Source organism: Mesorhizobium sp. P2_E6 (genome assembly GCF_056403835.1).
This window is the reverse complement of the sequence record NZ_JBFUEQ010000003.1, coordinates 317951-331098: the sequence shown is the minus strand read 5'-3', so window position 1 is coordinate 331098 and position 13148 is coordinate 317951. Positions and strand designations below refer to the sequence as shown.

Annotated in this window: 11 protein-coding genes; 8 read left to right on the top strand and 3 right to left on the bottom strand. The window is 62.6% G+C overall.

Annotation, left to right across the window (positions count from 1 at the left end):
* Positions 1–113 precede the first annotated feature (113 nt).
* Positions 114–905 carry a GGDEF domain-containing protein gene (locus tag AC1D08_RS09510; RefSeq protein WP_477227044.1) on the top strand — a complete coding sequence of 264 codons (792 nt, stop codon included), beginning with the start codon at positions 114–116 and terminating at the stop codon, positions 903–905.
* Between the two features lie 223 nt (positions 906–1128).
* On the opposite strand, the gene AC1D08_RS09505 is transcribed toward AC1D08_RS09510, so the two are convergent.
* Entirely contained in the window at positions 1129–2961 is a 1833-nt protein-coding gene (locus AC1D08_RS09505; RefSeq protein WP_477227045.1) for an ATP-binding protein, read from the bottom strand.
* A 156-nt stretch (positions 2962–3117) separates the two neighbouring features.
* Between AC1D08_RS09505 and AC1D08_RS09500 the strand changes: the two genes are divergently transcribed.
* Genes AC1D08_RS09500 through AC1D08_RS09490 form a run of 3 tightly spaced genes read left to right on the top strand, consistent with a single transcriptional unit; the run spans position 3118 to position 4566 of the window.
* Positions 3118–3681 carry a helix-turn-helix domain-containing protein gene (locus AC1D08_RS09500; RefSeq protein ID WP_457153058.1) on the top strand — a complete coding sequence of 188 codons (564 nt, stop codon included), beginning with the start codon at positions 3118–3120 and terminating at the stop codon, positions 3679–3681.
* Positions 3682–3685: 4 nt separating this feature from the next.
* Positions 3686–3994 (top strand): hypothetical protein, encoded by a 309-nt coding sequence (locus AC1D08_RS09495; RefSeq protein WP_184873406.1) that lies wholly within the window; start codon positions 3686–3688, stop codon positions 3992–3994.
* 44 nt (positions 3995–4038) lie between these two features.
* Entirely contained in the window at positions 4039–4566 is a 528-nt protein-coding gene (locus AC1D08_RS09490) for a GNAT family N-acetyltransferase (protein ID WP_457153057.1), read from the top strand.
* A gap of 4 nt (positions 4567–4570) precedes the next feature.
* On the opposite strand, the gene AC1D08_RS09485 is transcribed toward AC1D08_RS09490, so the two are convergent.
* On the bottom strand, positions 4571–5455 hold the full coding sequence (locus AC1D08_RS09485) for a LysR family transcriptional regulator (protein WP_457153056.1): 885 nt from the start codon (positions 5453–5455) through the stop codon (positions 4571–4573).
* 118 nt (positions 5456–5573) lie between these two features.
* On the opposite strand from AC1D08_RS09485, the gene tmpA reads away from it, so the two are divergent.
* The 3 genes from tmpA (at position 5574) to AC1D08_RS09470 (ending at position 9036) form a co-directional block, all read left to right on the top strand.
* A complete protein-coding gene (gene tmpA / locus AC1D08_RS09480; RefSeq protein WP_457153055.1) occupies positions 5574–6725 on the top strand; it encodes a 2-trimethylaminoethylphosphonate dioxygenase in 1152 nt (383 codons plus the stop codon).
* On the top strand, positions 6722–7306 hold the full coding sequence (gene tmpB / locus AC1D08_RS09475; protein WP_457153054.1) for a (R)-1-hydroxy-2-trimethylaminoethylphosphonate oxygenase: 585 nt from the start codon (positions 6722–6724) through the stop codon (positions 7304–7306). Before tmpA ends, tmpB begins: the two co-directional genes overlap by 4 nt.
* A gap of 569 nt (positions 7307–7875) precedes the next feature.
* Entirely contained in the window at positions 7876–9036 is a 1161-nt protein-coding gene (locus AC1D08_RS09470) for a PcfJ domain-containing protein (RefSeq protein WP_457153053.1), read from the top strand.
* Positions 9037–9098: 62 nt separating this feature from the next.
* On the opposite strand, the gene AC1D08_RS09465 is transcribed toward AC1D08_RS09470, so the two are convergent.
* Positions 9099–10901, bottom strand: coding sequence for an NAD(P)-binding domain-containing protein (locus AC1D08_RS09465; RefSeq protein WP_457151509.1), 1803 nt, complete (start codon positions 10899–10901; stop codon positions 9099–9101).
* 441 nt (positions 10902–11342) lie between these two features.
* Between AC1D08_RS09465 and AC1D08_RS09460 the strand changes: the two genes are divergently transcribed.
* The gene (locus tag AC1D08_RS09460; protein ID WP_457151508.1) at positions 11343–13139 is read left to right on the top strand and encodes an acetolactate synthase 3 large subunit; all 1797 of its coding nucleotides are present in this window, start codon (positions 11343–11345) and stop codon (positions 13137–13139) included.
* Positions 13140–13148 lie beyond the last annotated feature (9 nt).

The window sequence follows — 13148 nt, the reverse complement described above, 5'->3', positions numbered from 1 at the left end:
CAACCTGAAAAGTTTATCTGCAAGGTAAGGTTCCCGTTGCGGTTGTCCAAATTAACCCTCCGTAAGCCCGCCCATGCCATAAGGTCAGTGGGCACTTTTCCATTGGGGAGCAGATGCGTTTCCATAAGGCGGAATCAGCATTTTTCGTCTTTATCTTCGTGATCCTGGCCGCCGGCCTGGTGACGCTGCATGCCTATGGACTGCTGCAATCCTTCGCCACCGAGCTGCATACGGCTTCGGGCATGGACAAGGTCATCTATCTCAACAAGCTGTTGTTCGCGACCGGGGTGCTTTTGGCCACTGCGCTGTTCTTCGGCATTTTCTTCATCTATCCGCTGATCCGCAAACAGGCGACGGAGGAAGGCAAGCTGCGCGCCATGACGGTATCGCTCAGCGCCCGCTCTGAGACACTTGAGCATGCCGCGCTGACCGACGGCCTGACCGGCATGCAGAACCGGCGCTATTTCGATGACGCGCTGAAGGAATATCTCGAGGAGTTCCGGCGCATCGAAAAGCCCGTCGGGCTGATGATCCTCGACCTCGACCATTTCAAGCAGGTCAACGACACCCATGGCCATGATGTCGGCGACGAGGTGCTCAAGGCCGTCGCGAGCTGCCTCAAGGACATGACACGCTATCACGACGTGGTGGCGCGGCTGGGCGGCGAGGAGTTCGCCGTGGTCACGCCCAACATGGACTCCGAACTGCTGGGCAAGTTTGCCGAGCGCATCCGCAAGGCGGTCGCCAATATGTCGGTGCTCTCCGGCAATGTCCGGCTCAGGATCACCACCAGCGTCGGTCTGGCTGTCTGGGACCGCAAGGAAACGGCGGAGGAGTTCTATCGCCGCGCCGACCGCCAGCTCTACGAGGCGAAGAGGCAAGGCCGCAACCGCGTCTGCGCCTAAAATCCCGAAAGGGAATTCATGAGGCCGGTCGTCTGACGCGGCTTTCTAGACTTCCGGTGCTCACGGACTAAATGTCCGCTCCGCTCCGGCTTCTCGAAAGCCACGCCATTCAACTCGGCCTGATGAATTCCCCTTCGGGATTTACCCAAGGCATGCCAACGACGCAGGGCGCCTAGATGTGCGGCTTCTTGGACTGTCAGCAGAGAGACGTAGCGCGCACCGCTCAGTCGTTTTGTGGGCGCAGGCCGAAGGTCGCGGGCTTGAGACCGTAGCGCATGTCGAAATCGTCATCCGATTGCACCCGGCTGGTGGCCGGCGGCTTGCGGTAGTCGGGATCGCCGGCCTGGCGGCTTGAATCGACGACTTCGGCGAAGGCCATCGCCTGCTGCGTTGATTTCGGCACGTTGCGCAGCCGCTCGACGATCGCCACCAGGTCGACATCCTCGCCGGCTTTCGACTCGGCCTCTTCGCGTTTGTTGGTGCCGGGGATCAATTCCGAGGATAGTTTTTCGAACTTAAGCCGCATCGTCGTCGCCACGCCTTCGCCAAAGGCAATTGCCTCGCGCTGGCCCATGGACGACAGGAAAGCCAGCGTCGAGGCCGAGGAGTCGGCAATCGCCGAGCGGATGATCGCCTGGTCCTGCTCGTTGGCTAGTCGCATGGCGAAGAAGGTCGAACATTGCGACAGGATCGTCGGGTCGAGCTCGCCCGGTCGCTGGGTGACGACGCCGAGATAGCAGCCATATTTGCGGCCTTCCTTGGCGATGCGCGACAGCGCGTGCCTTGTCGGCGCAAAGCCGAGACGCGGATCGGCCGGCATATAGCGGTGCGCTTCTTCGCACAAAAGCAGAAGCTGCAGCTTGCCCTCGCTCCACAAAGCGAGGTCGAAGGCCAGGCGCGCCAGCACCGAACAGACGGAATTGACCACTTCGGACGGCATGCCGGCCATCTCGAAGCAGGTTACCGGGCGGCCATGATGCGGCACGCGGAAGAGGTTGCCGATCGTCTCGTGGATGGTGTCCTCGATCAGGCGCGAGTTGAACATGAAACGGTAGCGTGGATCGGCCGCCGCCGACTCGACGCGCGTCTTCAGGGATTTCAGCGTCGGGCGATCGGTCTTGCTTTCGAGCATGCCCATACGCTCGTCGATCTGCTTGATAAGGTCGGCGATGCGGTAAGGCACCGGCGTATCGGCGGTCAGCGCATCGCTGCCGCGCCTGATGTAGCTGCCCGAATTCGGGTTGCGGTAAAGGTTCTTGGCGGCGGGGATGAGGTCGCGCAAGGCGTCGATCTCTTCCGGCACCGTCTCGCGGCCGCGGAACAGCACCTCGGCGAACTCCTCCAGCCTGAACATCCAGAACGGAAGGTCGAGCGTCTTGGAATCGACCCTGACGCAATATTCGGGCAGCGACGCGGCGAACTCGTTGTGCGGATCGAGGATCAGGATGCGCAGGTCCGGCCGCGCCGCGATCGACTTGCGCAGCAGCAACGAGACGGCGGTGGATTTGCCGACACCGGTGGTGCCGACCACGGCGAAGTGACGCGCCAACGTATCGTCGATGGCGATGTTGGCGGCGATCGTCTCGTCCTGCGAGAGTGTGCCGATGGTGATCGAATGGCGCCCGGCCAGATCATAGACCGCCTGCAGGTCACGGGTGCGGATGCGATGGGCGATGGCGCCGATATGCGGATAGGTGGTGATGCCGCGATCGAAGATCGGCTTGGCGCCCGGCTCTGCTCCGTCGCGGACTTCGCCGATCAGCTCGATGCTGACCTCGATCGGGTTTTGACCTTCATTGCTCCAGGCGCGGTCCGACTTGCCGATCCCGTAGACCAGGCCGACGGTTCGCGTGGATCCCAGATTGATGGAAATCATCTTGCCGACTGTCCACAGGCCGGTCACCGCGCCGTCAATATCGTCCGCAAAGGCGCCGATGGTGGCGCGCGCGCCGTCGCATTGCACGACGTTGCCCAGAATGCGCCTGTCGTTCTGCTCCGCGTTGCGACGCTCCTGCGATGTCGGTTCTCCAACGGAGGCTTCGCGTTCGACATACATGGACAGACCAACCCCCATTTTCCCTTGGAGCATCGACCCTACAGGAACGGGGTTAAGGCTGGATGAGGTCGGATGGTGTAGAGACGATTAAGGGGTCCGTGAGAATTGTCGCGAGAGGGATCTTCTCCATCGCCGGCATTTCGCTATAATGGACATATGGATGATATAGCGAACGATATTTCCTCAACCATCGGCAGAAGAATACACGCCGAAAGGACCATGCGGGACTGGTCCCTGGCCGAGCTTGCGGGGCGCTCCGCCGTGTCGAAGGCGATGCTGAGCACGATAGAGCGCGGCAAGACCAGCCCGACGGCAGCACTTCTGGTGCGCATCGCGTCGGCCTTCGGCATGACGCTGTCGACGCTCATCGCGCGCGCCGAATTGCAAGGCGGCGGGCTGCTGCGCGAGGCCGATCAACCGGTGTGGCGCGACCCTGGTACGGGCTATGTCAGGCGGCATCTGTCGCCCGCCTCGGACATGCCGCTGGAACTGATCAGGGTTCAGTTGCCGGCGGGCGCCAGGGTCAGTTTTCCCGCCGCGTCCTATGCCTTCATCAAGCAGCAGATATGGCTGATTTCGGGGCGGCTCGAGTTTGCCGAGGGCGATGTGGTGCACCGGCTCGACCCCGGCGATTGTCTGGCGCTCGGCGCGCCATCGGACTGCACCTTCCACGCCCTGGAACCCGGCGCCGACTATCTCGTCGCGCTGGTCAGGGGTTGAAGTCATGGCCAGACGACCAAAGCGCTCCCACAATGGGGGGCCGCCTCTTGACGAGTACAAGGGGCCGCCATGGGGCAAGGGCGATCCCTACATCTTCCTTGCCTGGCAGGCCGCCCATGCCAAGGCGTGGAAGGCGCCAAGCCGCGAGGTCATGCTGCTGCGCATGGACAAGGCCGAGCGGCTGGGCCTGACCTATGAGGAATATACGCTCGAGATACTGGAGCGCGGGCGGCATCTCAGGGAAGAAGACACCGAACGCATCGGCGCCATCAAGGCGGCACGAAAGCGCCGCCGCGTGCGCCATCTCGACTGACGACCGCTTCAGTCGTGCCATCGCAATCACAGGACATCACGCGCATGAACTCGATCGAGATCGGAACACTGACCCCAGCTGCGGCGACGCAGGAGATGCTGGCCGAATTGCTGGTCGCAACGGTAGCGGCCGGTGGATCGGTCAGTTTCATGCATCCGCTGGCACCGGAAGCGGCTAGCGCATTCTGGCAGAAATCCCTGGCAGCAGCGGCAAGAGGGGAAAGGGCGGTGCTTGGCGCCTGGGACGGCGAGGTCCTGGTCGGCACCGTCACCCTGTTGCTCGACTGTCCGCCCAACCAGCCGCACCGGGCCGAGATCGCCAAGTTGATGACCCGTTTGGATTACCGGGGCAGGGGCGTGGGATCGCGCCTGATGCGGGCCGCTGAGAGCCTGGCCGTGGAAAAGGGCCGCACGCTGCTGGTTCTCGACACGGCGACGGAGGAGGGTGCTTCAGGGCTCTACGAGAAGCTCGGTTTCACGCTGGCAGGCGAGATACCGGACTATGCCTTGAAGCCGCATGGCGGGCTGACCGGTACACTCCTCTACTGGAAACGTATCGGGCCAATCTCGTAACCAGTCACGCAGGACCGTAACCGGAGAGGCGCGACAGCAGCCACCGGCGGAAATCCTGCTCGGCACTGGTCAGGCGCGCGGTCGACGCCTTGGTCAGGAAATGCCCAGAGGTGCTGGAGAGTTCGAAGTCGGAAAGCCTGACCAGGGTCCTGCTGTCGAGCGCGGCATCGACCAGCGGCCGCGAGCCCAGCAGCACGCCGGCACCGGCCCGGGCCGCCTCCATCGCCGCAACGAAACTGTCGAAGCGATGCGATCGCCGGAGGTGGCCGGCCAACCCTGCGGCCGCGAACCATTCAGCCCACATCTCGCGTGCGCCGGCGACCAGAAGCAGCGGCAGGGAGGTCCAGTCGGCGTCGCCAGCCAGGGCCGGGGCAGCCACCGGCACGAGCCGCTCGGCGGTCAGCCTGTCGGCGTCACGTCCGGGGAAGGATCCGTTGCCGAAACGGATGTCGAGCGTTGATCCCGGCAGGTCGTAGTCGGTCGGTCGGTGGATCGTCACCAGATCGAGCTGGATGCGCGGCAATGCCGTGGCCAGATCGGGCAATGCCGGGACGAGCATCAGCAAGGCAAAGGAGATCGGCGCTCGAACGGTCACGGTCTGGACGGCACGCGGCTCAAACAGTTCAGCCGTGCTGCTGCCGATGGTGGCGAAAGCCGACTGGATGTGGGGCAGGTAAGCCGCGCCTTCCGGCGCCAGCGCGACGCCACGTGCCAGCCTTGAGAACAGACGCGTCTTCAGCCGTTCTTCAAGAAGCCGGATATGCTGGCTGACCGCCGCCTGGGTCAGGCCAAGCTCGGTTGCCGCGGCGGTGAAATTCGACAGCCGTGCCGCGGCCTCGAAACTGCGCAGCCAGTCAAGCGGAGGCAAGGGCGGGATTGTTCGAGCCATTAGTTCTTTGGGGTCATTGGCCAAAAAAGGATAATTTGAGTTATGCCTTTCGCGCGGTCAACATGCAATCGAAACCTGCGGATCGGACCGCAGGCGTAGCGGACAGGAATGGATCTCCATGCTCACCCACGCGCTGGTCGGCGACGAAGGCGGAACCATCGAACTTGGCTGGAAGGACGGGACGCGCACCCGCTTTCACGCCATCTGGCTGCGCGACAATGCGCTGGACGACAAGACGCGCAGCGCCGGCAACGGCCAGCGGCTCATCACCATCCTCGACATTCCAGCCGAGACGAAGATCGGCGCGGCATCGATCAAGGGCGACGCCCTCGAGGTCAGCTTCGTGCCGGAAGGAAAGACGGTGAGCTTTCCCTCGATATGGCTGAGCGCCAATGCCTATGATCGCGACGCGGCCCGCCAGGCCGGCTGGACAGGCGAGCACATCGTGCGCTGGACCAAGGCGACGATGCAGAATTCCGTGCCGCGTGCCGGCTACCCTGCTGCCAGCCGCGACCGCAACGTCTTGAGGCAATGGCTGTCGGCGGTGAAAGCCTATGGCTTTGCGGTGATGGACGACCTGCCGGCCGAATCCGGGGCGCTCTGCAAAGTGTCAGATCTGTTCGGCTATATCAGGGAAACCAATTACGGCCGCTGGTTCGAAGTGCGCGCCGAGGTCAATCCCAGCAATCTCGCCTACACCAATCTCGGCCTCCAGGCGCACACCGATAATCCCTATCGCGATCCGGTGCCGACGCTGCAGATCCTGTCCTGCATCGAAAATACGGTGGAGGGTGGCGAGTCCAGCGTCGTCGACGGGTTTGCCGTCGCGGCCGCCTTGCAGGCTGAGAACCCCGAAGGCTTTCGGCTGTTGAGTTCATGCCCGGCGCGGTTCGAATATGCCGGCTCGGCCGGCGTGCGGCTGCAGGCGAAGCGGCCGATGATCGAGCTCGGGCCCGACGGCGAGCTGATCTGCATCCGCTTCAACAATCGTTCGCTGGCGCCGACGGTCGACGTGCCGTTCGCCGACATGGAGGCATACTATGCCGCCTATCGCCGGTTTGCCGAGCTGATCGAGGATCCATCCTTCGAAGTGACCTTCAAGCTCGAAGCGGGCCAGGCGTTCATTGTCGACAACACGCGCGTCATGCATGCCCGCAAGGCGTTTTCCGGCACCGGCAAGCGCTGGCTGCAGGGTTGCTACGCCGACAAGGACGGCCTGCTGTCGACGCTCGCGGCGATCGAACGCGGGTTCAAGGAGGCGGCGGAATGACCGGCCAGGACCTGAACGCGGACAACATCGTCGAGTTCATCGCCGACATCTTTGAACGCCGGGGTGCGGAATCCTATCTCGGTGAGCCCGTCACCATGTCGGAGCACATGCTGCAGGGCGCATGGTTCGCCGAGCAGGACGGCGCGCCGGACGAGCTGGTGGCGGCGGCCCTGCTGCACGACATCGGCCACTACACCAGCGAGTTCGGCACCTATTCGCCGGAGGATGTCGAGGACAAGCATCATGACGAAGCCGGCGGTGAGGTACTGGCGCCGTTCTTTCCGCCTGTCATCGTCGAATGCGTCAGGCTGCATGTCTCGGCCAAGCGCTATCTCTGCGCCACCGACCCGAGCTATTTCGGCAAGCTTTCGCAGGCTTCGGTGCATACGCTGTCGCTGCAGGGCGGGCCGATGAGCGTGGACGAGGTGGCCGAGTTCCGCAAGAATCCCTTCCATGAAGAGGCGGTCCGGGTCCGTATCTGGGACGAGAGCGGCAAGGTCGCCAACATGAAGACGCGGACATTCCGCGACTACGTGCCGTTGCTGCAGCGGGTCGTTCGCGACTTTCGCGATCGCGCCTGACGCAACTCCGTCGAGGTCGAGGAGGCTCGCCGTCTTGCCGCTGCGCTTGTTCCGATGTATTAGCCGCGCCCACCATGCGGCCCGCATTTTCATTGGCCGCACCGTATCGACCACGCTTTTGATGGAGGCGACGATGAGATCTTGTTCACGCATTTTGCGCCTCCGCGGCGGACGAACGGGCTGACCGCGCCACAGCGGTTCCAATATCCTGGCACTCTGAGGACCGCCGTGCTGCGATGTGCGGTGGCAGTTGTCGTCTACACGAGCTGCGTAACCCGGGACGGCGTTAAGCCGCATTGTCCTTAAAACGGTGGGAAGCCTAGCTCCCGGCCAACGATCGCGGCTGCCTGAAAATCAAAGATGCAGCTTTGCAACACTTCGGCAGGCCATTGTAAACATTGAAGGAATGGCACTTGTGCCAAGTTTCTTGTGAGCCTAGAGACCGCGCCATTCCCAACCCGTCATCCTGAACGGAGACCTGTCCATGTCACGCCAACCCAGATCGACACATTCCGTGCCGACGCTGGAATTGCGTGCGGCTGACAGGGTTCCAATCAGGAAGAACGGCCATGGCAAAGTCCATGATCCAGCGCAGGCAGGACGCCGAGCGCCAACGCATTGAAGCATATCAAGCATCGCTGAGGCGGGTTTCCGCCATGCCGCGCCCCGCTCCCGATTTCGAGCGGGCGCTCGACGAGGTACGCCGCGGCTATGCAGGCATGGCGATCCGCGACGGCGCGTTGTGGCGTCCAAAGCTGAAGACGCGCGACCCGGCGCGGCTGCGGCTGGCTGCCGCCCGCTATCTCTTTGCGCGTTATCCGGTTTCGGCCGCGCTCGAGGCCATCTGGCTGGATAGGTCGGGACTCGATGGCGAGGAGATCGCACTTCGCCTGGCCTGGTACGTCACGGCTGCAGGTGGCGGCTCGCTCTACAAGGCGGGCGCCAATGCGTGGCTGTCGCGAAAGGAGGTGCACTGCTTCCTGAACGTGTCCGGCGATTTCACCTTCGACGAGGCGTTCTGGTTCGCGATCGTCCGGTCCTACACCGAGGATTGGGGGCTGGCTGCACGACTTGCACGCACGAAGATCGCGCGCACGCCGCGTGGCGAGTTGGCCTTCTGGCGCGAGGTGGCGCGCTTCTTCTGCGAGCATCCTGCTTCGAAGGAGGAGATCGACGATCTCTGTGACTATGTCGGCGCCAAGCACCGGCGCGATGCTGCCTACAGCCTGAAGGGCCGCACGCTCGCCTCGCTGCACCGGCAGATGTCGGACTGGCATCGCGATCTTGCTGCGATCGAACGCATCGAGACGATGCGCCGGCGGGCCGCCGCGCGGGCTCAGCCCGTCGCCGGCGCACCCGCGCAGTGCAGCGCCTGGGACGGCTCGCGCCTGCAGGATTGGGAATGGCATCCGCCGCCCAAGGAGGCGAAGGCGCATGGCGAGTGGTTCTCCATCCGCCAGTTGAAGACCGCAGAGGACCTCGTTGCCGAGAGCCGGGCGATGCATCATTGCGTATCGTCCTATGCGACCAAATGCATTGCCGGCAATGCCTCGATCTGGGCGCTGCGGCGCAAGGCGCTCGGCAAGACTGAACGCTTGCTGACGATCGAGCTCGATCCGCAGCATCGGGCGGTCCAGGTGCGCGGTTTCGGCAATCGTCTGGCAACGACGGACGAGCGCAAGATCCTCGAGCGTTGGGCCAAGGCGAAGTGCGTGACGCCGCAGGACTGAACAGACTGAGCCCGCGCGGCGGAATCGCCGCGCGGGTTTAAAAGGGGCGGATGAACGAGGCGCTATCCCTTGTGATGGACCTGCTGCAGCCCGTAGACCGGCGTCGGCAGGCCTATCTGCCTGGCCTTCAACTGCAGCGACAGGAACTGCGAATAGTGGCGTGACTGGTGCAGATTGCCGCCATGGAACCACAGTGCTTCCTGCTGCGTCGGCTTCCACATGTTGCGCAATTCGCCCTCCCATGGACCGGGATCCTTGGTGGTGTTCGAACCGAGACCCCAGCATTTGCCGACCTTATCGGCGACGTCCCTGGAGATGAGGTCGGCCGCCCAGCCATTCATCGAGCCATAGCCGGTGGCATAGACGATGACATCGGCGGGCAACTCGGTGCCGTCACTGAGCAGCACCGAGTGCTCCTTGATCTCGGCAACGTTGACACCGCTTTTCAGCTTGATCGAGCCATCGATGATCAGGTCGGAAGCGCCGACATCGATGTAGTAGCCCGAACCGCGTCGCAGATACTTCATGAACAGGCCCGAATCGTCATCGCCCCAATCGAGCATGAAGCCGGCCTTCTCCAGACCCGTGTAGAATTTTGCATCGCGCTTCTTCATCTCGGCGTAAGCCGGAATCTGGAATTCGTGCAGGATCTTGTAGGGCAGGGAGGCAAAGACGAGGTCGGCCTTGGCCGTGTTCATGCCGCTCTGCACCGCCTGTTCCGAATAGAGGGACCCCAGCCCGATTTCCATCAACGTGTCGGACTTGACGATATGCGTGGTCGAGCGTTGCACCATGGTGACATCGGCGCCAGCTTCCCAAAGTGCCGCGGCTATGTCGTGGGCGGAATTGTTCGAGCCGACGACAACAGCTTTCTTGCCGGCATAGGCATCGGGACCAGGATGCTTCGAGGAGTGATGCTGATCGCCCTTGAAGTTTTCCATGCCTTTGAATTTCGGCATATTGGCCTTGCCGGATTGTCCCGTAGCCAGCACCAGTTGCTTCGGCCTTAGGGTGATGTCCTTGCCGTCGCGGTGGACGACGACCGTCCATTCCTTCTTCTTGTCGTCATAGGACGCGCTCTTGGCCTCGGTCGAGGACCAGTAATTCAGTTCCATCACCTTGGTGTACATTTCCAGCCAGTCGCCGATCTTGTCCTTGGGCGAAAAGACCGGCCAGTTCTTCGGGAAATCGATATAGGGCAGATGGTCGTACCAGACCGGGTCATGCAGGCAGAGCGACTTGTAGCGCTTGCGCCAGCTGTCGCCGGCCCGTTCGTTCTTCTCGATGATGATCGTGGGAACGCCGAGCTGCCGCAGGCGCGCGCCGAGCGCGATGCCGCCCTGGCCGCCGCCGATGATCACCGTGTAGGGCTGAGTCTTGAAGCCGAGCTCAGAGGCTTCCTTTTCGCGTTCTTCCTTCCATGTCTGACGGTTCTTGCCCGAGCCGTGTTTGGCACCCATCGGCCGCGCGAAACCCGCCGGCTCCTCGTGGCCTTTCAATTCAACCATGGTGGTCAGCAGCGTCCAGATCTTGCCGTCCTTCAGCCTGACATGGCCGAAGCCGCGCGCCACCTCTGTCTCGAAGCTGATCCAGCCGTCGATCAGCCCGCCGCTCTCGGTCGCGTCCTCGCCCTTGGCGATGGCGAAGTGGGATGGCTTGGTCTTCGACAACTGGCTTTTCAGCATGTGGCGGACCTGGTCGCGACCCTCCATGGTCTTGATGTTCCAGGTGAAGGTGACGAGGTCGCGCCAGTAACAGTCCTCCTGAAAGCAATCGACCGCTTTCTCGATGTCGTTGGCGGCCAGGGCGGCGCCGAATTGGTCGAGCAGGTCGGACAGTTTCTTGTTAGGGGCCTTGTCGAGCATCAGCTTTCCTCCTTGGATTGTGATCGCTTCTCGATCGAGCGATTTGGCCGGACCGAGTTGTCCACGATGAGCTGAGTATTTCTTCAAAAGCTCCGCAGCGTCACGCCCTCCAATAGTTTGGCGTGTTTTCAATGCCTTATCGGAAACCTATGGGATTTTTCCGGTCATGGCTTGCCGGTGCCAAGGAGGAGAGCCGGCCCCTTTGCTGCGGGTTCATGTCACTCAGATTCGCCGTTGACAGCGGCGTGAAACCAATTCTATTGTCCGCCACCATGAAAACGGCACTCATTCTCGTAGGAAAGCGCGTGGGCAAGGCGGTGTAACCGCCGGGCGAAAACCTCCCATGCGCACACACAGGCTCCCTCGGGGGCCTTTTTTATTGCCTGAAACACGACTAAACGACCAGCAATCGCCAGATGGCGGCAGTACGGGACCAGACCGATGAGCAACGGACAGAGTGAGCGGCGCGAAATGCCAAGAACCGAAATGACGGGCGCCGAAATGGTGGTGCAGGCGCTGAAGGACAATGGCGTCAAGCATGTCTTCGGCTATCCGGGCGGCGCGGTACTCCCGATCTACGACGAGATTTTCCAACAGGACGAGGTCGAGCACATCCTGGTGCGCCACGAGCAGGGCGCCGGCCATGCGGCCGAAGGCTATGCACGCTCGACCGGCAAGGCGGGCGTCATGCTGGTGACGTCGGGACCCGGCGCCACCAATGCGGTGACGCCGCTGCAGGATGCGTTGATGGATTCGATCCCGCTGGTCTGCCTGACCGGGCAGGTGCCGACTTCGCTGATCGGCTCCGACGCTTTTCAGGAATGCGACACGGTCGGCATCACGCGCCCCTGCACCAAGCACAACTGGCTGGTGAAGGACGTCAACGAACTCGCCGCAACCATCCACGAGGCCTTCCATGTGGCCACCACCGGCCGTCCCGGTCCGGTCGTGGTCGACATTCCGAAGGACGTGCAGTTCGCCAGGGGCTTTTACGTCTCGCCGCAGATCGCGCCGCGCACCAGCTATCAGCCCAAGGTCCAGGGCGACCTGGACAAGATCAAGGCGGCGGTCGAATTGATGGCCAGCGCCAAGAAGCCGATCATCTATAGCGGCGGCGGCGTCATCAATTCGGGTGCGGAAGCAAGCCATCTGCTGCGCGAACTGGTCGATCTCACCGGCTTCCCGATCACATCGACGCTGATGGGGCTCGGCGCCTATCCGGCATCGGGCAAGAACTGGATGGGCATGCTGGGCATGCACGGCACTTATGAAGCCAACATGGCCATGCATGATTGCGATGTGATGATCTGCATCGGTGCGCGCTTCGACGACCGCATCACCGGGCGGCTGACCGCGTTCTCGCCGAACTCGAAGAAGATCCACATCGACATCGATCCGTCGTCGATCAACAAGAACGTCCACACCGAAGTGCCGATCATCGGCGATGTCGGCCGGGTGCTGGAGGATATGGTGCGGCTGTGGCGGGCGACCGCCAAGGCCGACAAGAAGGCGCTCTACCCCTGGTGGGAGCAGATCGCCAAATGGCGTGCGCGCGATTCACTCGCCTACAAGATGAACAACGACGTGATCATGCCGCAATACGCCATCCAGCGGCTCTACGAACTGACCAAGGGCATGGACACCTACATCACCACCGAGGTCGGCCAGCACCAGATGTGGGCGGCGCAGCACTATCATTTCGAGAAGCCGAACCGCTGGATGACGTCAGGCGGGCTGGGCACGATGGGTTATGGCCTGCCGGCGGCATTGGGCGTGCAGATCGCGCATCCCGATGCGCTGGTCATCGACATCGCCGGCGACGCCTCGGTGCAGATGACGATGCAAGAGATGAGCGCCGCCGTGCAGCACGACGCGCCGATCAAGATCTTCATCCTCAACAACCAGTATATGGGCATGGTGCGGCAGTGGCAGCAGCTGCTGCACGGCAACCGGCTGTCGCATTCCTACACCGAGGCGATGCCGGACTTCGTCAAGCTGGCCGAGGCCTATGGCGGCCACGGCATCCGTTGCGAGAAGCCGGACGAGCTGGACGATGCGATCAAGGAGATGATCGCGGTGAAGAAGCCGGTGCTGTTCGATTGCCGCGTGGCAACGCTTGCCAACTGCTTCCCGATGATCCCGTCGGGCAAGGCACACAACGAGATGCTGCTGCCCGACGAGGCGACCGACGAGGCGGTGGCCAACGCCATCGACGCCAAGGGCAGGGAACTGGTGTAGTCCGCTCAG

Excerpts from the sequence above, each read along its gene's own strand:
- AC1D08_RS09510 (WP_477227044.1), top strand. The coding sequence starts at position 114 with ATGCGTTTCCATAAGGCGGAATCAGCATTTTTCGTCTTTATCTTCGTG.
- AC1D08_RS09505 (WP_477227045.1), bottom strand. The coding sequence starts at position 2,961 with ATGTATGTCGAACGCGAAGCCTCCGTTGGAGAACCGACATCGCAGGAG.
- AC1D08_RS09500 (WP_457153058.1), top strand. The coding sequence starts at position 3,118 with ATGGATGATATAGCGAACGATATTTCCTCAACCATCGGCAGAAGAATA.
- AC1D08_RS09495 (WP_184873406.1), top strand. The coding sequence starts at position 3,686 with ATGGCCAGACGACCAAAGCGCTCCCACAATGGGGGGCCGCCTCTTGAC.
- AC1D08_RS09490 (WP_457153057.1), top strand. The coding sequence starts at position 4,039 with ATGAACTCGATCGAGATCGGAACACTGACCCCAGCTGCGGCGACGCAG.
- AC1D08_RS09485 (WP_457153056.1), bottom strand. The coding sequence starts at position 5,455 with ATGGCTCGAACAATCCCGCCCTTGCCTCCGCTTGACTGGCTGCGCAGT.
- tmpA (WP_457153055.1), top strand. The coding sequence starts at position 5,574 with ATGCTCACCCACGCGCTGGTCGGCGACGAAGGCGGAACCATCGAACTT.
- tmpB (WP_457153054.1), top strand. The coding sequence starts at position 6,722 with ATGACCGGCCAGGACCTGAACGCGGACAACATCGTCGAGTTCATCGCC.
- AC1D08_RS09470 (WP_457153053.1), top strand. The coding sequence starts at position 7,876 with ATGGCAAAGTCCATGATCCAGCGCAGGCAGGACGCCGAGCGCCAACGC.
- AC1D08_RS09465 (WP_457151509.1), bottom strand. The coding sequence starts at position 10,901 with ATGCTCGACAAGGCCCCTAACAAGAAACTGTCCGACCTGCTCGACCAA.
- AC1D08_RS09460 (WP_457151508.1), top strand. The coding sequence starts at position 11,343 with ATGAGCAACGGACAGAGTGAGCGGCGCGAAATGCCAAGAACCGAAATG.